We start from the raw sequence: 22,006 nt of genomic DNA, 5'->3' as shown, positions 1-22,006 counted from the left end.
ATGGTTCGCAACGACAAGGGCCGCATGTTCGAGGAGGCGCAACCGCGCCTCCTCGGCCTCGCCTACCGCATTCTGGGTTCGCGTGCGGATGCCGAGGATGCTGTGCAGGACACGTTTCTGAAATGGCAGGCGACCGATCTTTCCGCGGTCGAAAATCCGGCCGCCTGGCTCACCACCGCCTGCACGCGCCGTTGCCTCGATCTGCTCAAATCCGCGCATCGCAAACGCGTCGACTATGTCGGCGCGTGGCTGCCGGAACCGATCCACACCGCAAGCGACGACAATGTGGAGGAGAAGCTTGCGCTCACCTCCTCCCTCACGACCGCATTCCTGCTGATGCTCGAGCGGCTGACGCCCAAGGAACGCGCTGCCTATCTGCTGCATGAGATTTTCGGCCAGCCCTATGACGAGATCGCCGAAACGCTCGACATGCAGGAGGCAGCCACACGCAAGCTGGTCTCACGCGCGAAATCCAACATCGGTGTGGTCCGGACCAGACATGCGACACCGCGCGAACGGCAGGAGGAACTGCTTGCCGCCTTCCACAACGCCATTCACGGCGGCAACATTGCCGGCCTTTCAGCGCTGCTGTCGGCCGACGTGAAGCTCACCGCCGATGGTGGCGGCAAGGCCGCGACCGTGCTCGGCATCGTTGCCGGCAAGGAGACCGTCATGGCCTTCATTGCCGAGCGCCTGACCGAATACTGGTCGCACTACCAGTGGGAAACCGCCGAGCTCAATGGCGGACGAGGCATCGTCCTCAGGAGCGATGGCGACATCGCCGCAACGGTTTCCTTCGGCTACGACCACGACGACCGGGTGGCCGATATCTTCATCGTCCGCAATCCGGACAAGCTCGCTCATCTTGACGACGCAGCCGTCCATTGAGACGGTCGCGGATCAACGAGGCTCAACATGCTCGACAAGACCAAGAACGCCGCGGCCGCGTCCGATGCCGGCTGGCTCACCCTTTTCTTCGGCGGTAATGCCATCCATTCGCTTGTGCTCAGCGGCGGCGTCGCGTTGCACGCGCTCAACATCTATATCGTCACGACCGTCATGCCATCCATCGTGCGGGACATCGGCGGGCTCGGCTATTATGCCTGGAGCACGACGCTTTTCGTTGCCGCGTCCATTCTCGGTGCGGCGCTCTCGGCGCGGCTGCTCGGTCGGGCCGGTGCCGGGGGCGCCTATGCCGTCGCTGCGCTGGTTTTCGGACTGGGCTCGCTCACCTGCGCCGTCGCACCCGGCATGGCCCTGCTGCTTGCCGGCCGCGCAATCCAGGGCTTCGGCGGCGGGCTTCTCTACGCACTCGCCTATGGCGTCATCCGCATGGTCTTCCCGGCCGCGCTCTGGGCCCGCGCGATCGGGCTCATATCCGCCACCTGGGGCACGGCGACGCTCGTCGGCCCAGCCGTCGGCGACATCTTTGCCGAATACGGCGCGTGGCGGGCTGCCTTCTGGTCGCTGCTGCCCCTGACGGCAGTGCTCGCGACCCTCGCCCTCTCCACCCTGCCGCGGACGACGTCGGGTGCGCGCGGTCCACTGCCGCTGACGCAGCTTGCGCTTCTCATCGGCATCGTCCTGGTACTCTCGGTGAGCGGAACCCTTACGGCGACCGCCGAACAGATCGCCGGCGTCAGTGCCGCGCTCGTTCTCTTCGCAATGCTCATCGCCGGCGAACGCCGCGCGGCGGCGCGGCTGTTGCCGCAGGGCGCTCTCAACCCTCGCTCGCCGCTCGCGGCGCTCTATGCGACCATTGCACTGGCCATGATCGGCATGCAGCCGGAGATTTACGTTCCCTATCTATTGCAGGAACTGCACGGGCGATCTCCCCTCGCTGCCGGTTACATTGCCGCATTGATGGCGCTCGGCTGGACGGCCGGCTCGATGACAAGCGCCCATTGGGAAGGCAGTCGCGCGCGCAAGACGATTACTGCCGGCCCGTTCTTCGGCCTTGCCGGTCTCCTGACGATCGCCGCCTTCATGCCAATGATATCGGGTGGATTCGCCGCGATCGCGGTGCCGCTGTGCCTCGGCATCGCTGCGGTCGGCTTCGGCATCGGGGTTGCGTGGCCGCACATCGTCACGGCGGTCTATGCCGCAGCGCCCGCTGGCGAGGAGGAAAAGGCGGCAGCGTCGATCACCACGATCCAGCTCTTCGCCGCATCTCTCGGCGCCGCACTTGCCGGCATGACGGCCAACCTTGCCGGCATTGGCGAGGGCACGGCGGCGGGCGCCACCTCGGCAGCGATCTGGCTCTTTGGGCTCTTCGCACTCGCGCCGGCTTCGGGCGTCGTCTCTGCCCGGAGGGCGCTTGGCGCAGGCCCCAACCGACATATGCAGAACCAAGACATGCATTAGTGCCGGGAACGCGGCCGGCACTGCAGACGCGCCGGGAGAGGCTTCGGCGAAGATGGTCTGCATCCCCGAAAGGAAAAGGGCCGCGCGGCATGCCGGCGGCCCTTGTCGTATCCGTGATCTTGCGATCAGCCCTGCTTGATCGGAGCGATCGAGATTTCGACGCGGCGGTTTTGCGCACGGCCGGCCTCGGTGGCGTTCGACGCGATCGGCCGCTCCATGCCGTAGCCCATGGTGGAAATGCGGCGCTGGTCGATGCCGCGGCTGCCGAGATAGTTGGCAACCGAAGCCGCGCGGCGCTCGGAGAGAGCCTGGTTGTGGGCGGCGCTGCCGGTCGAATCGGTGTGGCCGTCGACGTCGATCAGCGTGCGGTTGAACTTGCGCAACACGATCGCAACCGAATCGAGCGTCGAATAGAAGTCCGGGATCACCTGGTCGCGGTCGGTCGCGAAGGTGATGTTCGACGGCATGTTGAGGATGATACGGTCACCCGCACGCGTCACCGACACGCCCGTGCCCTGCAACTGGGCACGCAGCTCCGCTTCCTGCTGATCCATGTAGTTGCCGACCAGACCGCCGCCGAGCGCGCCGATGCCGGCGCCGACAAGCGCGGCATCACGTCGTCCCGCGGCGCTGCCGCCGACCAGAAGACCGGTTGCGGCACCAAGGCCCGCGCCGATCAGCGCACCGCCCGCCGTATTCGACATCTTCTGCTCGCCCGTATAGGGATCGGTGGTGGTGCATCCGGAAAGATAGACGGCCGCAATGGCCAGGATGGCGCATTTCTTGATCATCGAATCGATTGTCCCCATTGGTGCTCGAAGGGCTTCATACTATCGATTAAGGCAGGAAGATGAAGAGCCATTCCGTTAGCACTGCAACCGTCGGAATAGCCTTTGATGTTGCACGGCGGCAACGGTCGCGGCAGTCGGATGAAACGGCCGATCGCCGCCACATTGCTGTCCAGAGCACGCGCTAACCGATCCTTCACATGCCCGTGCTACACGGGGCCGCTGCATGGCATCTTAAGGACAAACCCATGCAGCCGATGAGAGTGTTACAGCGACCTTTGTGCCTCTGAAAGACGCGTGGCGCTGTAAGGGGTCAGACAAGCGGGGACAACGGCATGGCGATCGAGTTCGGCGACACGGAACGCAGTCTCAGTGACACGCTGAACGGCATGATCGCCTCGATCAAGGGCAATACGATCACGCTGCGCGAGCTTATGATCGGAATCGGCGAGCATGGTTTTCTGCTCCTTTGCGCGCTTCTGACGTTGCCGTTCCTGATTCCGGTTTCGATTCCGGGCGTCAGCACCGTGTTCGGCGCGGCAATCATCCTTATCTCGCTGGCAATCACACTCAATCGCCTTCCCTGGCTGCCGCAACGCATCCTTGATCGAAAGATCGAAACCGAGAAGCTCGTGCCGACGCTCAAAAAGGGAGCCGCATTCGTCTCCAAGCTCGACCGTTTCGTGCGGCCGAGGCTGAGCTTTCTCACGCAAGGCGCATTCATGAACCGCTTCAACGGGCTGATGATCATGGCCGGCGGTGTGCTCCTGATGTTTCCACTCGGACTTATTCCGCTGTCGAACACGCTGCCCGGCATCGCGATCCTGCTCTTGTCGCTGGGCATCATCCAGCGCGACGGCCTGATGGTGGCCGGGGGCTATCTTTTCCTTATCGCGACGACGATCTATTTCGCCGTTCTCGCCTATCTGGCCCTTGCCGCCGGTCAGGGCCTTTCTCACTTCTTCGTTTCGTGAGCGGAAAACCGCCGAATACAGGTGGCGGGCTCGTGAAACTGCCTTAAAGCGCGAGATGCTTGTAGAAGAAGGTCGTGTCGCAATAGCGGCCATCCGGCATCAGCGCATAGTCGGGAACGACGCCGGCGCGCATCCAGCCGAAGCGGTCATAGATCGCCTCCGCCGGCTCACCGGTGGCAGTGTCGAGCACCAGCACCCGGCGGCCGCGCTTCACCGCTTCCGCTTCGGCTTTGTCCATCAGCCGGCGCGCAAGACCGAGGCCCCGGGCATCCCGGTGGACGAGCAGCTTCTTGATGTCGGCGCGGTGCGGCTGGTTTGGCATGGTCCCGATGCCGAGTTGCACTGTACCGACGACCCGGCCGTCGACATCGGCAGCAATCAGCACCGTTTCGCCTCGGGCGACGGAGGCGCAAACCGCCTCCCAGAAAGGCAAGGCATCCTTCGGTGCGAAAGGCTGCATGAAGCCGACCGACGCGCCACCCTCGACGCAATCGGAAAGGATCTCGGCAAGCGCCGGCAGAGCGGCGCGGGTTTCTTCTTCGCAGAGCACGCGGATGTTTATTTCAGACATGGCTAGACCTTGGTGCGGCAGAGAATGACGGCGTAGTGTGCCGGTTCGTCATGAGGGTTATGAAAGACATGCGCCTCTTCCAGCCCCATGAAGAGGCAGTCGCCCGCCTCGAGCAGATGGGATCCGCCCTCCATGGTCAGTTCGAGCCGGCCGGAAAAGAGCCAGAGGTGCTGCGTGATGCCGCGGTCGGCCGGCTGGCGCTCGAAGACGACCCGAGCATGGGGCGGAAACTCGACCTCGACGATATCGACCGGTGAGCCGACCCCTTCCGGCGAGACAGACCGGCGCAAATATCCGCTTTCCGGATCGCGCCAGAGCCGCTGATCCGCGCGCCGCGCCACCGGTGAGGCATCCTTCACGTCGAAGGCGAAGAGCGCCGAAAGCGTCGTGCCGAGCGCGCTGCAAAGCTTTGCCAGAAGCTGCGCCGTCGGGCTTGTTTCGCCGCGTTCGATGCGCGATATCATCGCCCGGCTGACGCCCGAGCGCGTGGCGAGATCGTCGAGGGTCAGCGCCTGCTCGCTTCGCAGTTGCCGCACCCGTTCGCCGATGGCCCGTTCGAGAGGGTCGTTGAGATATTCCATTATTTGAGATTGCATTTCTCATATAGTGGAGTCAAGACGCCGCCGGCCTCCAAAATAAATTTTGCCGATGGCGCTTTGACGACAACATGCCGGCGCGTCCGGCGCTATGGTTGCCGACGAGCGGTAATTCGCAAACGCATTGTTCTTCAATAGTTTAGAAATTTCTTGTCGAGGGGGGCAGCATGGACGTTGCGGAAGCCAGTTACAGATCTCCCTCCTCGCTTCTATCGATCGCCAGCATCGTCGTCTCGATGACGGCGGTCGCGATCGGCAACGGCATGATGCTCGCCTATGTGCCTTTCGTGCTGACACGGTCCGAGGCACCGGACTGGGTTCCGGGCGCAGCCGTGACCGCCATTGCCTTCGGCGGGCTCGTCGGCTGCGTGATCGCCGGACCGCTCATCCGCCGTGTCGGCCATGCCCGCGCGTTCTCCTGTTCAATGGCCCTCGTGATCCTCGCTGCGCTGCTGATCAGCCTTGGCGTCCATCCCCTGCTCTGGGTGTTCGCGCGCTGCCTCTACGGTGCGGCCGGCAATACCAATTTCATCATCAGCCAGAGCTGGCTGAACCACGCCAGCGAAAACCACTGGCGCGGCAAGGCGATGGCGCTGTTCTACATGGCCTATGTGATCGGCCTCGGCGCCGGCGCCTGGCTCTTCGGCCAGATCCCTGCGGAAGGCAACCTTGCGCCGATCATCACGATCTTCTTCACAACGATCGCGATCCTGCCGATCGGCCTCACCCGCCTGCCGACGCCGCCGGCGCCCGCCAAGGTCAGCATCGACATTCCGATGGCGTGGCGAAATTCTCCCGTCGCCTTCGTCGGCATCCTTGCAGCCGGCGGGCTTTCGATGGTCGTGCAGGGCTTCACGCCGATCTATGCCGCCGCCAACGACGTCAGCCAGAAGGACGTGGCGGCGCTGATGTTCGTCATGCAGTTCGGGCTGATGTTCATCCAGTATCCGATGGGCGCTCTTTCCGATCGGATCGATCGCCGTGTCGTGTTGATCGCCACCTGCGCGCTGATCGTCGCCGCCGGACTTGCGGCGCTCAGCGTCTCCTTCGCCAACCTCATCCTGCTGATGCTGGTCTTCGCGCTCTTCGCCGGTGCGGTCGAGACGGTCTACTCGATCGCCAATGCGCATGCCAACGACCGCGCCGACCCGTCCGATTTCGTGCCGCTCGCCAGCACCATGCTCGTTGCCTGGTCGACATCTGCGACCATCGTTCCGATGCTTGTCACCATGCTGACGCCGGTCCTGGGGCAGCGCACCTTCATTTACGCCGCCATGGCGGTGGCGCTGCTTTATGCCGCCTTCGTGTTCTTCCGCCTTGGCAGCCGCGAGAGAGTGCCACCGCAGCTCTGCGAAAGTTTCGAATTGAAGAGCGCGCAGGTGCCGAACGCCGGCGCGTTGATCAAGATCGAAACACAGGCCGAGCAGGTGTCAGCGGGCACGAGACTATAGTGAACAAAGCCCTCATTTCCCGCTTTGCGCCGCCTGATCGCGCTGCTATATGCGGCCCATGAGCACAACATCTTCCAAGACGCCCCTGTCGCATATCCGCAACTTCTCGATCGTGGCCCATATCGACCACGGCAAATCGACGCTCGCCGACCGGCTGATCCAGTCGACCGGTGGTCTTGCCGAGCGCGAAATGTCCGAGCAGGTGCTGGACAGCATGGATATCGAGCGCGAGCGCGGCATCACGATCAAGGCCCAGACCGTGCGCCTGCACTACAAGGCCAATGACGGCGAAACCTATGTGCTGAACCTCATCGACACGCCCGGCCACGTCGACTTCGCCTATGAAGTCTCGCGCTCGCTTTCAGCCTGCGAGGGTTCGCTGCTCGTGGTCGATGCCAGCCAGGGTGTCGAAGCCCAGACGCTCGCCAACGTCTACCAGGCGATCGACAACAACCACGAGCTCGTCACCGTGCTCAACAAGATCGACCTGCCGGCGGCCGAACCGGAGCGCATCAAGGAGCAGATCGAGGAAGTGATCGGCATCGACGCTTCCGACGCCGTGCTGATCTCGGCCAAGACCGGCCTCGGCATCCCGGACGTGCTCGAGGCGATCGTCCAGAAGCTGCCGGCCCCGAAGAGTTCGGGCGGCGAGAAGGCGCCGCTGAAGGCGCTGCTCGTCGACAGCTGGTACGACACCTATCTCGGCGTCATGGTGCTCGTGCGTATCATCGACGGCGTGCTGACCAAGGGCCAGACCATCCGCATGATGGGCACCGGGGCGAAATACACGATCGAGCGCGTCGGCGTGCTGACGCCGAAGATGGTCGCGATGGATTCGCTCGGGCCCGGTGAGATCGGCTTCATCACCGCCTCGATCAAGGAAGTGGCCGACACCCGCGTCGGCGATACAATCACCGAGGACAAGCGCCCGACGTCGGAGGCGCTACCGGGCTTCAAGCCGGCGCAGCCGGTGGTGTTCTGCGGCCTATTCCCGGTCGATGCCGCCGATTTCGAGGAACTGCGCGGCGCCATGGGCAAGCTCAGGCTCAACGACGCCTCGTTCTCGTTCGAAATGGAATCCTCCGCCGCCCTCGGCTTCGGCTTCCGCTGCGGCTTCCTGGGGCTTCTGCATCTGGAAATCATCCAGGAACGGCTGTCGCGCGAGTTCGACCTCGACCTCATCGCGACCGCCCCCTCGGTCGTTTATCAGCTGACGATGACCGACGGCACCGAGAAGGAACTGCACAACCCGGCCGACATGCCGGACGTCGTCAAGATCTCCGAATTCCGCGAGCCCTGGATCCGGGCGACGATCCTGACGCCGGACGAATATCTCGGCGGCATCCTAAAACTCTGCCAGGACCGGCGCGGCATCCAGACGGAACTGACCTATGTCGGCAACCGGGCGATGCTCACCTACGACCTGCCGCTCAACGAAGTGGTCTTCGATTTCTACGATCGCCTGAAGTCGATCTCCAAGGGCTACGCCTCGTTCGACTACAACCTCTCGGACTATCGCGAGAGCGACCTCGTCAAGATGTCGATCCTGGTCAACGGCGAGCCGGTCGATGCGCTTTCGATGCTCGTCCACCGCTCGGCCGCGGAAAAGCGCGGTCGCGTCATGTGCGAGAAGTTGAAGGACCTGATCCCGCAGCACATGTTCCAGATCCCGATCCAGGCCGCAATCGGCGGCCGCATCATCGCCCGCGAGACCGTCAGGGCGCTCCGGAAGGACGTGACGGCGAAGTGCTACGGCGGCGACGCCACCCGCAAGCGCAAGCTTCTGGAAAAGCAGAAGGAAGGCAAGAAGCGCATGCGCCAGTTCGGCAAGGTGGAGATTCCGCAGGAGGCATTTATCGCGGCGCTCAAGATGGGCGATGAGTGATCGTTTGCTTCCAGTAAAGGTGCGCATATAATGTGCGCATCTTCATCGAGGCGAATATGACACGATCAACCGCAAGACGGCCAACCAATCTCTCGCTGGACGGCGATTTGCTTTCAAAGGCGCGCGATCTGAAAATCAACGTTTCGCGCGCGGCGGAAGAAGGCATCGCGCAAGCGATCAAGACCGAACGAGAAAAGCTCTGGCGTATTGAGAACGCGAAGGCGATCACCGATGCCAACGCCTTGGTCGAAAAGCGGGGCCTGCCGCTGGCGAAACATCGGCAGTTCTAATGGCCCGCTTCCATGTCTATCGTTTGAAGCAGGGCGACACATTGGTGGTCGACCTGCAAGCCGATCTGTTCGAGGCATTGAACACGAGGATCATGGCGCCGCTCATTCCGGCATCCGAATTCGATCAGGTGATGTCACGCCTTAACTCGAGCACGAAAATCGACGATAAAAATTACGTCATTGCGATCCATCTCATGGCCGCAATACACTTGAGCGAACTCGGCGACATGGTCACAGACCTATCGAGCCAGCGCGACGATATCGTCACGGCCACGGATTTTGTATTACAAGGCTTCTGATACGACCTCGCTACAGCAAATAGCACTTCGAACTACGATCGACCGGCCGACCATCCTGCAGCGGCACCGCCTTGTCGACCTTGTAATCGATAAAGCCCATCTTGCCGTAATAGGCCAAGCCACCGATGTTATCCGCGCGAATCGTGGCATTGATCGCCTGGAAGCCGGCGGCGCGCGCATATGCCTTGGTGGCAGTAAAGAGCGCCATTCCGGCGCCACGAACCTTCGCATGTGGCCGGGCAAAAGTTCCGATATCCACCCAGCCATCCGGAAGCCCGGCCCAGCGCTCCAATCCCTGAAAGGCGCAAGCCCGGCCATCCGCATCCTCGGCGACATAACAGCTGACGAAGCCGGGACAGGTCAGAAAATGCGCGGCGAAGCTCTCGTCGGTAAACGGCGTTTCGTGGGCGGTGGTGCCGCCGATCCGGATGATCTCGTTCAGAAAGGCGCGGAGCGTCGGAATGTCGTCGGCATGCGCCGGACGGACATTTATCGCCACGTTATCTGTCATTGACAAAAGTCCCCTGTTCTTTCCTTCGAGCGTGACTACCGAACCCGCGCCGGATTCCCCACCACCGTCGTACCCGGCGCCACATCCCGCGTCACCACCGCGCCCGATCCGACGATCGCGCCGTCACCGATCGTCACTCCGGCGAGAATGATCGCGCCGCCGCCGATCCAGACGTTTTCGCCGATCGTCACGGGGCGGGCGGTTTCCAACCCCTCGCGGCGCAACGCCGGGTCCTTGTGGTGTTCGGCGCAATAGATGTGCACGCCCGGTCCCAGCATCGTATCGGTGCCGATGACGACGGGCGCGCTGTCGAGGATGGTGCAGCCGGCGTTCAGGTAGACGCGGGCGCCGAGTTCAATGTTGATGCCGTAGGAACAATGGAACGGCGCCTCGACGAAGGCGTCGGCGGCAGCGGCGGCAAAGAGCTCCCTCAAGGCCGGGGCCAGACTGCCGCGCTCGTCCGGCGTGAGCGTATTGTGCTGGTGAACCGCCTTGCGCGCTCGATCACGCAATTGGTCGAGTTCCGGATCGAGGCAGCGGTACCACTCGCCCGCCGCCATTTTTTCACGCTCGCTTCCCGTCATGGGCGCGCCTGTCCTTTCGACTTGGCATAGGCGCGATCGCGCCGCTCCAGGCTCTCCTTCGGCCACAGCGCCTGCATGTCGTAATATTCCTCGAATGCCTTGGCGCCCGCCGGCAACGCCACCCAGTCGAGTTTCGAGCGCGTATAGATGTGCACGTCCGGCGGAAAATCCGATGGCCGGTCGAGCGTTGCGATGCGGACGAAGGTCAGCCAGTTGCGGCGGCCATAGTCGCTCCAGAGCGCTGACTGGCAGTCGGCACAGCGATAGACGTCGTGCGGGCGGCCGCTGTCGGTCGACAGTGAGACCATCACGGGCTCGCCCTTGAGCATTTCGACGTTTTCCGCCTCGATGATGCCGTTGATCGCGAAAGCGCTTCCCACCTGCCGCTGGCAATCGCTGCAATGGCAACAGTGGACAAACATCGGCCGCGCCTTCAGCCGATAACGGATGCGACCGCAAAAGCATCCGCCCTCAATCGCTTCGCTCATGACCAAACCTCCTCCGAGATTGCGTTGCCGCACGACGGACGGCCGGAGAGGCGACCGCCGCGGGCTAGATTGACCACGGCCGCCGCCACTGTTCAAGAGGCGAATGGCGGCCTTGACTTCGCCGGCGAACTTTCCGACCTTTGGTCCATGCCGACGCTTGCGATCCATTTCCGCTGTTCTTTCCGGGTCTGCCCTATCGCAGGAACATGACCCCGGCCCGGATGCGTGCGCTCTCCGGGGAAGGGGAGCCTTTCGCATTGAGACCGTCTGCGGCCATTCCACAGACCGGAGTGCGGCGAGCGCAAAACATTTCATAGGAACAATCGCGATCATGGCGCCTCTGTAGCGCCGCGGGCCTCGTCAGAGGGCGCAAAACGCTGCAGCAATTGAATTGCCGCATGTATTTCTCTTCGAGGAAACAGGTGGTGGAGGCGACCATGCGCCCAAGCACGGATCTCATCATGGCGGATAAAGCAACCCGCACGAAACTTCCACCAATCATCATCAATGCCGAGGACCACGCGCGCCTTACTGCGCTCGCTTCGTCGGTGCTCGACCGCATACCCGATGTCGCCGAGGCGCTGCTTTCGGAACTCGAACGGGCACGCGTCGCTACATATGACTTGCCGATGGACAGCGTGCAGATGGGCTCGATCGTCGCCTTCGACGCCGACAATGGCTTTGCCAAGGAAGTGACGCTGGTCTATCCCGGCGAGGCCGATATCGAAGCGGGCAGAATTTCGGTGCTGACGCCGATCGGCGCGGCGCTGATCGGCCTTTCCGTCGGACAGTCGATCGACTGGCTCGACCGGGCGGGAAAGGCGCATCGCATGACGATCCGCAGCGTCGCCCGATAATGTTGATCGTGATGAGGAGTGACGCGGCCGGCGAGCGGCCGCGTCTAAGGATCAGAACTGCTTGCCAAGCTTGGCGTCCACCGACTGGCTGTTGGCGCCACGAACGGCAAAGAAGAAGGTGATTGCAGCCCAAAGGATCGATTTCTCGGCGCCGCCGAGGCCCTGGCCCTGCACGATGCCATGGAAATAGACGGTGACCAGCAGCACGATGGTGGCCGCGAAAGCGGCGGGGCGGGTCAGAAAGCCGATGGCGATGAAGATGCCGCCGAAGAATTCGGTGGCGGAGAGGAGCGGCGACCAGAAGACGCCGGGATAGAAGCCAAGGCCTTCCACCATGCCGACGGCACCGAAGGGATTGATGATCTTGCCGTAACCGTGGGTGACGAGCAGCGCACCCGCGAGCACGCGCAGCAGCGTTTCGGCGAAGGTGTCGAGCGGCAGATAGATCTTTTCGAGTGCCGGCAGGATCGCACGCGGGCGGTCGGTCGTGGCGGTGGTGTCGGTCATGATTTCCTCTGGAATCGGTTGCACTGCAGCAATTCTCTTGCCAAGCGCCGTTCACAATTCAAGGCTCCCTCCGATAAAAACATGACTATCAAAGTTGACATGTATGTGATCTGTGCGTGAAAGCCCGGTTGTTGCGACCCCGGCGCGCCGATATGTTTGAAATCCAATGCAAAACAGGAAGCATGAGATGAGCGAAAAGCCTCGCGTCACGATCCTTTACTGCACCCAATGCAACTGGCTGCTGCGCGCCGGCTGGATGGCGCAGGAGCTGCTGTCGACCTTTGGCGATGCGCTCGGCGAAGTCGCGCTGATCCCCGGCACGGGCGGCAATTTCGAGATCCGCGTCGATGGCGAGCTCGTCTGGGAGCGCAAGCGCGACGGCGGCTTCCCCGGGCCGAAGCAGCTGAAGCAGCGTATCCGCGACGTGATCGAGCCCGACCGCGATCTCGGCCATGTCGACAGGAGTTGAGCCTGGACTTCGGTATCCTCTCCGGCGTCTTTGCCGCGGCCTTCCTGTCGGCGACCTTGCTCTTCGGCCTTTCGGAAGCGGCGGTCGTCGCGGCGGCGCTTGCCGGCGAGACAAGCCGCACAGCGCTCTTACTGGCGGCGACCGCGGGCAACGTGCTTGGCGCCGTCCTAAACTTCGCGCTCGGCCGCTTTCTCATCCGTTTCGCGGACCGCCGCTGGTTTCCGGTATCGCCGCCCGCGCGGCGGAAGGCCGAAGCGCTGTTCCAGCGCTATGGCCGGCCCGTCCTGCTTTTTTCCTGGCTGCCGGTCGTCGGCGATCCGCTGACGCTTGTCGCCGGGCTGCTGAAGACGCCGCTCACGCTGTTTCTGATCTTCGTGACGCTCGGCAAGGCGGCGCGCTATGCCGCCGTCCTGTGGCTGATACCGTGAACATCAGCTATGCGCAAAAATGTCCGTTTCTTCCCAGCCGAGCAGATCGAGCTTCGCGCGTGTCGGCAGGAAGGCGAAGCAGGCCTCGGCATGCTCCATGCGGCCATCGCGCAGGAGGCGTGCCGTCAACTTGTCGCGCAGCGCATGCAGGTGAAGCACGTCGGAAGCGGCATATTCCAGCTGGGCCGGTGAAAGAATATCGGCCGCCCAATCCGAGGACTGCTGCTGCTTGGAAATGTCGATGTCGAGCAATTCCTTGAGATTATCCTTCAGCCCATGCCGGTCGGTATAGGTGCGCGTCAGCCGTGAAGCGATCTTGGTGCAGAAGACGGGCGTCGTCGTCACCCCGAAAGTGTGGAAGAGCACGGCGATATCGAAGCGGCCGAAGTGGAAGATCTTCAGGCGCGCCGGATCGGCGAGCATCGCAACGAGGTTCGGCGCTTCTTTCTGACCGGCGGCGATGCGGATCACGTCGGCGGTACCGTCACCTGGCGACAGCTGCACCACGCACAACCGGTCGCGGCGGGGGATGAGGCCGAGCGTTTCCGTGTCGATGGCGATCGCGCCGGTGTAGCGGGCCGCATCGGCCGCGGAAATATCGCCTTCGTGGAACCGTATTGCATTCGCCATCGAAAATCCCCAGATCAACCAGTCAAGTGAATTGGAACACAGTTGGCCTATAGCGCAAGTTTGCCGGAGGCAATACCGTACATTTCCCGTCCGGTCCTGCCGATCCCCTCCTCAGAAAGCCCGAGAGCATGATTTCGCTTCGATCCGTCCTGGTGCCTGCCTCCACTGCCTTCCTCCTGGAGATCTCGACAGGCGCTGCGCTTGCGACAGAAGGCGCGCCGCAGTTTGCTCAAGCCTATAATGACCTTCCGGGCGTCCGGGCCGAGGATCCGTTGCAGGATCCGCCGAGGGTGGCTTGCGAGCAGGTCTTCGTCGACCGCTGGGCGCCGTTCGAGTCCTCGCGTGGGCCGGGCTACGACACGGTCTACAAATGCCGCGAGGGTGATGGTCCGGTCTTCAGGGGAAGTCGACTGCCACCCTCGCTCGAACGGCAAAAGCGCGGCTTGAACTATTAGCCGGGCGGATTCTGCTTTAGGCGGCCGCAGGCAAGCTCACGTGGCGCCCGACGACCGTAAGCAATAGCTTACGCTTTATGGAGCGGGCCGAGGACCTCCTTAGCTCCCCGGCTCGCCAATTAACAAGTTCTATGCAAACGCCGTGCAATGCTGCAGATTGACGGCGAACTCACAAACGGGAAAACGCATGCGCGGCTCCGACGAGAACAGGCACCCCGCGATCTGGACGCATTCTCTCCGATCCCTGTTTGCCCTCGTGATGGTTGCCATGCTCATCGTGGTATCCGCAACGCTGGTCGGCCTTGATTACCGTCGCTCGCGCGATGCCGCGATCGAAGATGCCGAAACGAACATGCGCGCCTTTGTCGGTCGACTCGTCGACCGGCTCGGGGTCCTTTCCGGCGACACCTCGGCATTGGTCAGCCTTGTGGCGTCGGTGGCGAATTCCTTCCTCGTGCCTCCCCCGGAGCGCCTGAACGACAAGATCGCGATCATGCGCGAAGGCATCATGCGGTCTCCGCATATCGATGGCATCTATGTCGGCTATCCAGATGGCACGTTCTTCCAGGTCGTCGATCTGGCGATGCCGGCGTGGCGCATGGCGCTCGATGCGCCGCGCGGCGCGACGCTTGCCGTGCGCTCCATGGAAAAGGACGCCGAAGGAAAGCCCGTCAACCGCGTCCTGTTTCTAGATGCAGCCGGCATACAATTCGCCGAACGCCGGTCAACGCCGACTGGCTTCGACCCGCAAACCCGCCCCTGGTATCAGGCAGCCGTCGACGGGAAAGTTCCCGTACCGACCGGGCCTTACGAAATGGCCACGACCGGCAAGCTCGGAATGACGATATCGCAAGCCCATCACGGGAACGGAAAGATCGTCATCGGCGCCGACGTCGTTCTCGACACGATCACCGACTTCCTGTCGCGCGAGCGGCTCACCGACGGCTCCGTTTCGTTCATTCTCGACGCAGTCGGGCGGCCGATCATCCACTCCGATCCCGCCATGATGCGGCGTATCATGGCGGCAAAACAGAAGTATGACCCGGTCACTGCGCCGCAAAACGATCCCCTCATCGAAAGCATCCGGCTCAATCCGCCTCCCCCGGGCAAGGCAAGCTTCGTCGATGTCGGCGATCGCACCTATCTCGTGGTGGTGACGCCGCTGGCATCGGCCCTGCTGCTTTCCGGACATCGGGTCGTCGTCGCCGCCCCTCTCGACGAGCTGATGGCGACGGCCAACACCGCCCTGCTCCAGGGCCTCGCGGTTTCGGGTGCCGTCGTGGTGCTTGCCGTCCTCAGCGCTCTCGTTCTCGCGCATCTGATCACGAAGTCCCTGCACCAGCTGACCGCCAGCGCCAACCGGCTGCAGGATCTCGACTTCACCACGCCGATCGACGTGCCGTCGCACGTCACGGAGATCTCGACGCTCAATGGCGCGATGAACAAGGCCCGCGACGCGATCTTCACCTTCGCACTCTACGTGCCCAAGGAACTGGTGCGCCGAGGCATCGAGTCCGGGCAATTCGGCGGCCGCGCCGCCTGGCGTCAGGAAGTGACGGCGCTTTTCACGGACATCTACGATTTCACCACGATCAGCGAGCGCCACGCGCCGGAGGAGGTGGTGGCGATGCTTTCGGAATATTTCGACATTTTCAGCGAAACAGTGCATGCCCACAACGGCACCATCATCCAGTTCCTCGGCGACTCGGTCTTCGCCATGTGGAACGCGCCGATCGCCGACGAACGCCACGCCGAACACGCCTGTCGCTGCGCTCTCGCCGTCGAGGAGAGGCTGCAGGCATTCAACGAAAAGCAGAAGGCCAAGGGCCTTCCGGAATTCCGCACCCGTTTCGGCATTCATACCGGCACCGCCGTCGTCGGCAGCGTCGGCGCGAAGGAGCGGCTGCAATATACGGCGATGGGCGACACGGTGAATGTCGCCTCGCGGCTTGAAGGCATGAACAAGAATTACGGCACGACGATCATGGCGAGCGGCGCGGTCGTGGCACAATGTCGGGACGTCATCACATTCCGTCCACTCGGCTCGGCACAGGCCAAGGGGCGGGCAACTGCCTTGGACATCTACGAGGTCCTGGCAGCGGGCCCTGTCGCCGAAGTGAAAATGGACGAAGCGCAAACCGGAACGGCGGCGTAGGCGTTGGTCGTCCTTGGCTGGCTGCATCGACTCGGGGGGTGCTGGATTCCAGCCGCACGCGTGAGCAGCTGTTTGGCGCAATCGGCCCCAAATGGCGAATTCAGTACAGTGCAGACGTTCGCGCGTGAGAGATCGGGCACTTGCGTGACCGCGTCAGATTGAAAGGGCGGAGTTGGCAACCCTGTTCATGTAGGCCCCTGTCGACCTGAAAATGTACTGCCATCGGGCCGCGACTTCAGTACTCTGTCATCGGTGGCAGACGTTACCTGCAACGACCTGACCAAACGCTGTCATCGCCGGTGCTGCCTGCCCAAAAAACCTCGCGTGTGGATTAGAGGTCGATGATGTCTTTCAAAGGTGTGACCGGCACACCGCGCCCCGCGCCCTGGGGCCTGGGTGCAAAGCTGTTCGCGATTCTCGTCCTGCTTGGTGCGGTCGCGGTTCTGCTGACGGCCGTGCTCGGATACTTCCGCGCCCGCGATGCCCTCGAGCAGGCAATCTTCGATCAGCTCACGACCGCCCGCCAGACCAAAGCGCGCCAGATCGAGACCTACTTCCGCACCATCCAGGCCGAATTGCGCCTCCTTGCCACCTCGAAGATGGTGGTCGAATCAACTCGCGAGTTCCGGATCGCGGTCGAACAACTCGACCGGGCAGGCATATCACCCGAAATGGACCGGAAGGTGAGCGACTGGTATGCCGAGAATTTCATTCCGCAAATGACGAGCATCTTGGGCAGGGAACCGGCCCTGTCGGACTACTTGCCGGTCGGCGGAGCCCCTCACTATCTGCAGTACCACTACATCGTGGCCAATCCGAACCCGGCCGAACGGCGCGGGCTTCTCGACGACGCCGGTGACGGCAGCGAATACAGCCGGCTGCACGCCATCTATCATCCGCTGATGCGGGCGGCTGCCACAACGGTCGGATTCTTCGACTTCATGGTGGCCGACCCCAAATCGGGCCGGCTGATCTACACCGTCCAGAAGGAGACGGACTTCACCACATCCCTCCAGTTCGGTCCGTACCGCCGCTCAAACGTTGCAGCCGCGGTCGCCCGCTGCTCGCTGGCCCCCGACCAGTCGGCTGTCTGCCTTGCGGATTTCGCGCCGTATGAGCCGTCAGGCGGCGCACCAATCGCCTTCATGGGCGCGCCGATTATCGACAAGGGCGTCGTCATCGGCGTGCTGATCGCGCAACTGTCGAATGAGGAGATCGACAACGTCGTTACCGGCGGCCGCCGCTGGCGGCAGGACGGATTTGGCAACACGGGCGAGGCATATCTCGTCGGGCCGGACTATCTGGTTCGCTCGGCCCCACGCGCGTTCTACGAGAATCTCGACGGCTACTTCGCCGAACTCCGCGCCGTAGGCAGCCCGGAGAGCGAGATGTCGGCCATCCGGCGCTACGGGACGCCCGTGCTGCATCAGCGCATCGACACCCAGGCCACTAGGGCGGCACTGGCCGGCGTCGAGGGTACTGGCGAGATCATCGGCTACCGTGGCGTTCCGACGCTCGCTTCATGGGGGCCACTCGCAATTCACGACGTCAAGTGGGGGCTTGTCGCCAAGATCGACAGCGCCGAAGCCTTTGCGCCGATCGATCGGCTGCGCCGGGATCTGATGGTGGTCGGAGGACTGGCGGCGCTGGTGGTGGCAGTCGCGGCCGCGTGGCTTTCGCATGCGCTGCTTCAGCCACTACGCGAGCTCACCGCAGGGGTGAAACGCTTCGCCGCCGGCGACTACGGAGCCAGCGTCCCGGTCCGCACGGGCGACGAGATCGGCCAGCTTTGCTCCGCCTTCAATGGCATGGTCGAGGATATTCGACTGAAGAACGTCGCGATCGAGGAGAAGAATCGCGAGAACGAGCAGCTGCTGCTGAACGTGCTACCGGCACCGATCGCCAACCGGCTCCGCAGTGGTGAGGTGGGGATCGCCGATGGCTTTGCGGAGGTCACTGTCGCTTTTGCTGATATCGTCGGCTTCACGGAGCTGACGTCTGATATGCCGCCGCAGGATGTCGTGACCCTGCTCAACGGTCTCTTCACCCGCTTCGACGCTTCTGCTCAAGATCTCGGCGTCGAGAAGATCAAGACGGTGGGCGATGCCTATATGGCGGTGTGCGGCCTACCCGTTCCCACGGCCGACCACGCCGAGCGCATGGTTCGCATGGCCATCCGCATGGTACACATTACCCGCGAGCACGCGCTGGAACACAACGCCTCGCTCAGCATCAGGGTGGGCATCAACACCGGCCCTGTCGTGGCCGGCGTTATCGGCAAGAGCAAATACATCTACGATCTTTGGGGCGACACCGTGAACCTCGCGAGCCGGATGGAAACAGGCGGCATTCCCAACTCGATCCAGGTTACGCGCGCGGTCTACGAAAAGCTCAAAGGCCAGTTCGTCTTCGAGCCGCGCGGCACAATCGAAGTCAAGGGCAAAGGGAAGGTAGAGGCGTGGCTCCTGAGATTATAGAGCGGTGAACAGCTCCCATGCCCGCCAGGCGTCTTCGCGTGGGCCGCGATGGCTTCAAATGAAGGCCGCGCAAGGCCACCACAACACGCCAGACAACAAAAAAGCCCGGCGGGCCGGGCTCTTTTTTGCGTTTCACGACCGCGCGAGGCAGTCTGAAATCGGAATTTGGTGCCCAGAAGAGGACTGGGTAACGACGCCGCCTTCCCACTGAAATTGCTTGCTTTTCTCGCTCACCGTTAGGAACGTGTGTAGCACTCATGTGGGAGCCAAGCAAGTCTGTCGGCACCCCTCAGAAAGGAATGTCATCATCTGTCAATTCGTAGTTTGACCGATCGCCCTCATTGGCTCTTTGGGCATCAGGTGCAGGTAACGCCTTGGGAACCGGAGTTGCGCCAAGCCGCTTAGCCTCCTGATCCTCAGCTTCTTTGTCCGCCCCGATGAGACTGGTGATCGTCGCGATGGCCTCCGGCGCATCCGCAAGAAAGCTTGTACCTGATGTAATTCCGAGACTAACGGCGGCGAGTAGCGCCATTGCCTTCCCGAAGCTCAGTCGCGTCTGATCAAGTTCGTGCCTGAACTGATCAATCCTCTGAAGAAGCGCCTTACGCCTACCCTCTGACATTTCAGCTTCTTCAATGAGTTGCTCCAGTCGACGCAACTGCAGTTCGATCTTCGCCCGAGATCTTTGGCTCAACCTTACAGACCCAGCCTTGGAGGAGCTGTTCCGCAGTCTAATCCGCGTGACAGCAGCAGCGGCTTCGAGAAGGAAGTCGTTGAACGCGGTGTAAGGTTCGTCGAGATGCGACGGGTATGAAAGGCCACCTATGCCCAGCTCCTCCGCAGCAGCCGAAACCACCGACATATACTGCATCTCGATCATGCGATCGAAAGTCGCCGGGGTTTGTTCGGAAATAAACTGGTTCATATTTCGCCGACATATAGCTTCCAAGGCTACGAATTTCAGCGCTGGCTCTTCGGGAAGAGCATCGTAATCCTGCTCTGTGATTAGCTCGTATTCCATCCGTACGCCTCCCAACTACCAGCGGAAAATACAACTTATCGGCGGGACCGCAACCAAACATGTATTGACCTGAGGATGTTTCCAACAAGAGACCCCGATGGGCGGGGGCGTGGCAAAACACACGAGATCGGGCGATGCCGGGTGTCGCTCGGGGCCGATGCACAGACGTCCATCCCCGTGCTTGAACCGAAAGTGGGACATGAGTTAAGCACGAGGGAGTTGGGTGCTTCTTATGATTGCGGGGCCACGATGTTTAACTTGCTGATTGCCTATACAGACAGCGAATGGGACGGTCTCGATTGGGACATCGAGAGGTCAAGGGTTGCCATCGAATACACAGCCGACGCGGTGAGCGAACGCTACCGTGACTTAGACGAGGCGGCGGTGACCGAACTGAAGAGCTTTCCCTGTCTCTTCGCAGTTGAGCACGAAGTCGTGCCTACACGAATTGGCTACCTTACGGATGTCGCCGTTTCGGATGACCGCGTAACGATCGGATTTGAGTTCGACGCCAATCTTCCACCGCTCCCGAGCGGTGCGCTGGAAAACATGCGCTCAGAAATCGAGCTCGGAAAGCTGGAGCTGTATCGTACCCACTGGGCCGTTAAGGACCAACCGTTGTGGGAAATTCTGATCAGCAAGGGATATTTGACGGCTGAACAGGTGAACGCAGCTCTGAATGCACGTAGCCCAACTCCGACGACCACCTCCGTAGAGGATCCCAACCAGCCAGAGACGGGAGCGCCGCCGAGAGAGGTCTTTATCGTCCATGGGCAGGACGAGATTGCGAAACTGGATGCCGCAAACTTTATCCAGTCGCTCGGACTTGTGCCGATCATTCTGCATCAGCAAGCCAGCCTCGGCATGACGATCATCGAAAAGATTGAGCACTACACGAACGTCGGCTACGGCATCGTGCTTTACACGGAGTGCGACGAAGGGCGGCGGCGTGGCGAGCTTAACTCGCGCTACCGCGCCAGACAGAACGTTGTCTTCGAGCATGGCTACCTCATTGCAAGGCTCGGTCGAAAGCGGGTTGCTGCGATGGTCAAAGGTCACGTTGAAACGCCCAACGACATCAGCGGGGTCGTTTACGTGAGCATGGATGACAGCGGGTCTTGGAAAGACACCATTCGCTTGGAACTCAAACAGGCCGGTTACGCCGTCTGAGGGTGTCGCCTATCCATCAAAGTGGCTGATACAGCAACGCAAGGACGGATCGATACATTGACGGATCAGGTTTCAGACTGGACATGCTACCATGTCACTCGGCAATTGCCCTACAACCCACATGCCAGCCTGACGGTAGGGTCGGAGATCGAGAGCGGGGAAGCGTCCAACCCGTTCTACGGCTTCTATGAGACGCCACGACGCTATTCGGTGACAATGCAGGATGGTTCGGTCGTTCAGTATGGAGCCATAGGTTTCCTGAAAGGTGTTGAGCGCGGGGAAATAAGCAGTCCGCAACTGCCGACGATTGCCGCCGAAATCAGTAACCACTACCTCATGTTGGCGCGTGAACTGCTTATGGAGATGGTCAGGCTGGAGTGCGCCCCCTTAGCGCCTTCGAGGCAGTCAGCCCTGTGGGTCACGCCAGATTTGGAGGCTGCTCGTATCTGGCAAGACCGGTTGGGATCGTCCGGAAGGATTTTGCAGCTTTCCGCTACAGGGAAGGTCCACTTGGCTGACGCTGGATTGCTTCTGGGCGACGCGGAAGCGATCTCGGAGACCAAAGCCAAAGCCGTTCAGTACTGGACGCAATTCGACCAAAGCACCGCCGTTGAACCGGAAGCACTCTTCGCGGGAAGAGCAACCGTGGTAGCGGAGGTCTGTTAGTGCGCACCGGCACAAAAGACACCGATGCGGAGGCGGGGACCACAAAACAAACTGATCCGTCCCAGTTCCACCAAGGCTTAACCCAAGAGGAGCCAAGGTGGACTGGTAGCCGGGTGTTGGACGCACAGCCTATGGCGAGCATATGCCAGTTGGCTGGAGCGACGAGACGTGTCGCCGTGGAGGGCAATGAGGCGCTTTCTCGATCCTCGGCACCCAAGGTGGCCAAACGGCGCTAAGCCCTCTGGAATGCCTCTACCGCGTCAGGACGAGGACGATGTTTCTGGACGCGCACTGATCGCGTTTCGCTCTCGACGCAATCGGCTCCCGCCCAAGTCTCAAGCGTCCGGTCGCGCTTAAAGACGGGGATGTA

24 protein-coding genes are annotated in these 22,006 nt (G+C 62.0%); 15 read left to right on the top strand and 9 right to left on the bottom strand.

Going from position 1 to position 22,006, the window contains the following annotated elements; all coding sequences use genetic code 11:
* Entirely contained in the window at positions 1-888 is an 888-nt protein-coding gene (gene sigJ, locus QA637_RS18175) for an RNA polymerase sigma factor SigJ (protein WP_153442491.1), read from the top strand.
* A gap of 27 nt (positions 889-915) precedes the next feature.
* Positions 916-2,364, top strand: coding sequence for an MFS transporter (locus QA637_RS18170; RefSeq protein ID WP_153442490.1), 1,449 nt, complete (start codon positions 916-918; stop codon positions 2,362-2,364).
* A gap of 125 nt (positions 2,365-2,489) precedes the next feature.
* Here QA637_RS18170 and QA637_RS18165 read toward each other — a convergent pair whose 3' ends face one another.
* Positions 2,490-3,155 carry a YiaD family glycine zipper/OmpA-like lipoprotein gene (locus QA637_RS18165; RefSeq protein ID WP_153442603.1) on the bottom strand — a complete coding sequence of 222 codons (666 nt, stop codon included), beginning with the start codon at positions 3,153-3,155 and terminating at the stop codon, positions 2,490-2,492.
* Between the two features lie 332 nt (positions 3,156-3,487).
* Here QA637_RS18165 and QA637_RS18160 point away from each other — a divergent pair, with 332 nt between their 5' ends.
* Positions 3,488-4,126, top strand: coding sequence for an exopolysaccharide biosynthesis protein (locus QA637_RS18160; protein ID WP_153442489.1), 639 nt, complete (start codon positions 3,488-3,490; stop codon positions 4,124-4,126).
* A gap of 43 nt (positions 4,127-4,169) precedes the next feature.
* On the opposite strand, the gene QA637_RS18155 is transcribed toward QA637_RS18160, so the two are convergent.
* Both QA637_RS18155 and QA637_RS18150 read right to left on the bottom strand, forming a co-directional pair.
* A complete protein-coding gene (locus QA637_RS18155; RefSeq protein ID WP_153442488.1) occupies positions 4,170-4,697 on the bottom strand; it encodes a GNAT family N-acetyltransferase in 528 nt (175 codons plus the stop codon).
* A gap of 2 nt (positions 4,698-4,699) precedes the next feature.
* Complete coding sequence (locus tag QA637_RS18150; protein WP_428843136.1) at positions 4,700-5,278, bottom strand: helix-turn-helix domain-containing protein; 579 nt, start codon at positions 5,276-5,278, stop codon at positions 4,700-4,702.
* Positions 5,279-5,460: 182 nt separating this feature from the next.
* On the opposite strand from QA637_RS18150, the gene QA637_RS18145 reads away from it, so the two are divergent.
* The 4 genes from QA637_RS18145 to QA637_RS18130 are packed head-to-tail and all read left to right on the top strand — an operon-like array spanning position 5,461 to position 9,218.
* Positions 5,461-6,744 (top strand): MFS transporter, encoded by a 1,284-nt coding sequence (locus QA637_RS18145; RefSeq protein WP_153442486.1) that lies wholly within the window; start codon positions 5,461-5,463, stop codon positions 6,742-6,744.
* Between the two features lie 58 nt (positions 6,745-6,802).
* On the top strand, positions 6,803-8,629 hold the full coding sequence (lepA, locus tag QA637_RS18140) for a translation elongation factor 4 (RefSeq protein WP_153442485.1): 1,827 nt from the start codon (positions 6,803-6,805) through the stop codon (positions 8,627-8,629).
* A gap of 56 nt (positions 8,630-8,685) precedes the next feature.
* Complete coding sequence (locus tag QA637_RS18135; RefSeq protein ID WP_153442484.1) at positions 8,686-8,919, top strand: type II toxin-antitoxin system CcdA family antitoxin; 234 nt, start codon at positions 8,686-8,688, stop codon at positions 8,917-8,919.
* The gene (locus QA637_RS18130; protein WP_153442483.1) at positions 8,919-9,218 is read left to right on the top strand and encodes a CcdB family protein; all 300 of its coding nucleotides are present in this window, start codon (positions 8,919-8,921) and stop codon (positions 9,216-9,218) included. Before QA637_RS18135 ends, QA637_RS18130 begins: the two co-directional genes overlap by 1 nt.
* A gap of 10 nt (positions 9,219-9,228) precedes the next feature.
* Here QA637_RS18130 and QA637_RS18125 read toward each other — a convergent pair whose 3' ends face one another.
* From QA637_RS18125 to QA637_RS18115, 3 genes are read right to left on the bottom strand one after another with little or no spacing between them, the layout of a single operon-like run.
* Positions 9,229-9,729 carry a GNAT family N-acetyltransferase gene (locus QA637_RS18125; protein WP_153442482.1) on the bottom strand — a complete coding sequence of 167 codons (501 nt, stop codon included), beginning with the start codon at positions 9,727-9,729 and terminating at the stop codon, positions 9,229-9,231.
* A 35-nt stretch (positions 9,730-9,764) separates the two neighbouring features.
* Complete coding sequence (locus QA637_RS18120; protein WP_153442481.1) at positions 9,765-10,313, bottom strand: sugar O-acetyltransferase; 549 nt, start codon at positions 10,311-10,313, stop codon at positions 9,765-9,767.
* Complete coding sequence (locus QA637_RS18115; RefSeq protein WP_153442480.1) at positions 10,310-10,801, bottom strand: GFA family protein; 492 nt, start codon at positions 10,799-10,801, stop codon at positions 10,310-10,312. The genes QA637_RS18120 and QA637_RS18115 overlap by 4 nt, the downstream gene beginning before the upstream one ends.
* Before the next feature lie 461 nt (positions 10,802-11,262).
* Between QA637_RS18115 and rnk the strand changes: the two genes are divergently transcribed.
* Entirely contained in the window at positions 11,263-11,658 is a 396-nt protein-coding gene (gene rnk / locus QA637_RS18110; protein ID WP_283065000.1) for a nucleoside diphosphate kinase regulator, read from the top strand.
* Positions 11,659-11,709: 51 nt separating this feature from the next.
* Here rnk and QA637_RS18105 read toward each other — a convergent pair whose 3' ends face one another.
* A complete protein-coding gene (locus tag QA637_RS18105) occupies positions 11,710-12,165 on the bottom strand; it encodes a DoxX family protein (RefSeq protein ID WP_153442479.1) in 456 nt (151 codons plus the stop codon).
* A 187-nt stretch (positions 12,166-12,352) separates the two neighbouring features.
* On the opposite strand from QA637_RS18105, the gene QA637_RS18100 reads away from it, so the two are divergent.
* Both QA637_RS18100 and QA637_RS18095 read left to right on the top strand, forming a co-directional pair.
* Positions 12,353-12,634: an Rdx family protein gene (locus QA637_RS18100; RefSeq protein WP_153442478.1), complete on the top strand. Its 282-nt coding sequence runs from the start codon at positions 12,353-12,355 to the stop codon at positions 12,632-12,634.
* Positions 12,635-12,690: 56 nt separating this feature from the next.
* Positions 12,691-13,062, top strand: coding sequence for a YqaA family protein (locus tag QA637_RS18095; RefSeq protein WP_327790991.1), 372 nt, complete (start codon positions 12,691-12,693; stop codon positions 13,060-13,062).
* A gap of 3 nt (positions 13,063-13,065) precedes the next feature.
* Here QA637_RS18095 and QA637_RS18090 read toward each other — a convergent pair whose 3' ends face one another.
* Entirely contained in the window at positions 13,066-13,692 is a 627-nt protein-coding gene (locus QA637_RS18090) for a ribonuclease D (RefSeq protein WP_153442477.1), read from the bottom strand.
* Positions 13,693-13,820: 128 nt separating this feature from the next.
* Between QA637_RS18090 and QA637_RS18085 the strand changes: the two genes are divergently transcribed.
* The 3 genes from QA637_RS18085 (at position 13,821) to QA637_RS18075 (ending at position 18,779) form a co-directional block, all read left to right on the top strand.
* Positions 13,821-14,147: a hypothetical protein gene (locus tag QA637_RS18085; RefSeq protein ID WP_153442476.1), complete on the top strand. Its 327-nt coding sequence runs from the start codon at positions 13,821-13,823 to the stop codon at positions 14,145-14,147.
* 187 nt (positions 14,148-14,334) lie between these two features.
* Positions 14,335-16,302 (top strand): adenylate/guanylate cyclase domain-containing protein, encoded by a 1,968-nt coding sequence (locus QA637_RS18080; RefSeq protein WP_283062645.1) that lies wholly within the window; start codon positions 14,335-14,337, stop codon positions 16,300-16,302.
* Between the two features lie 344 nt (positions 16,303-16,646).
* Positions 16,647-18,779 carry an adenylate/guanylate cyclase domain-containing protein gene (locus QA637_RS18075; protein WP_283064999.1) on the top strand — a complete coding sequence of 711 codons (2,133 nt, stop codon included), beginning with the start codon at positions 16,647-16,649 and terminating at the stop codon, positions 18,777-18,779.
* Positions 18,780-19,068: 289 nt separating this feature from the next.
* Here the strand turns inward: QA637_RS18075 and QA637_RS18070 are convergent, their stop codons facing one another.
* On the bottom strand, positions 19,069-19,800 hold the full coding sequence (locus tag QA637_RS18070; protein ID WP_283062643.1) for a hypothetical protein: 732 nt from the start codon (positions 19,798-19,800) through the stop codon (positions 19,069-19,071).
* Between the two features lie 258 nt (positions 19,801-20,058).
* Here QA637_RS18070 and QA637_RS18065 point away from each other — a divergent pair, with 258 nt between their 5' ends.
* Positions 20,059-20,970 (top strand): TIR domain-containing protein, encoded by a 912-nt coding sequence (locus QA637_RS18065; RefSeq protein ID WP_283062641.1) that lies wholly within the window; start codon positions 20,059-20,061, stop codon positions 20,968-20,970.
* A 57-nt stretch (positions 20,971-21,027) separates the two neighbouring features.
* Positions 21,028-21,636 (top strand): DUF2441 domain-containing protein, encoded by a 609-nt coding sequence (locus QA637_RS18060; RefSeq protein WP_283062639.1) that lies wholly within the window; start codon positions 21,028-21,030, stop codon positions 21,634-21,636.
* The last annotated feature ends 370 nt before the right edge of the window (positions 21,637-22,006 follow it).

The sequence above is a fragment of the Sinorhizobium terangae genome (genome assembly GCF_029714365.1).
Lineage (GTDB): Bacteria > Pseudomonadota > Alphaproteobacteria > Rhizobiales > Rhizobiaceae > Sinorhizobium > Sinorhizobium terangae.
This window is presented reverse-complemented; position numbering and strand designations above follow the sequence as displayed.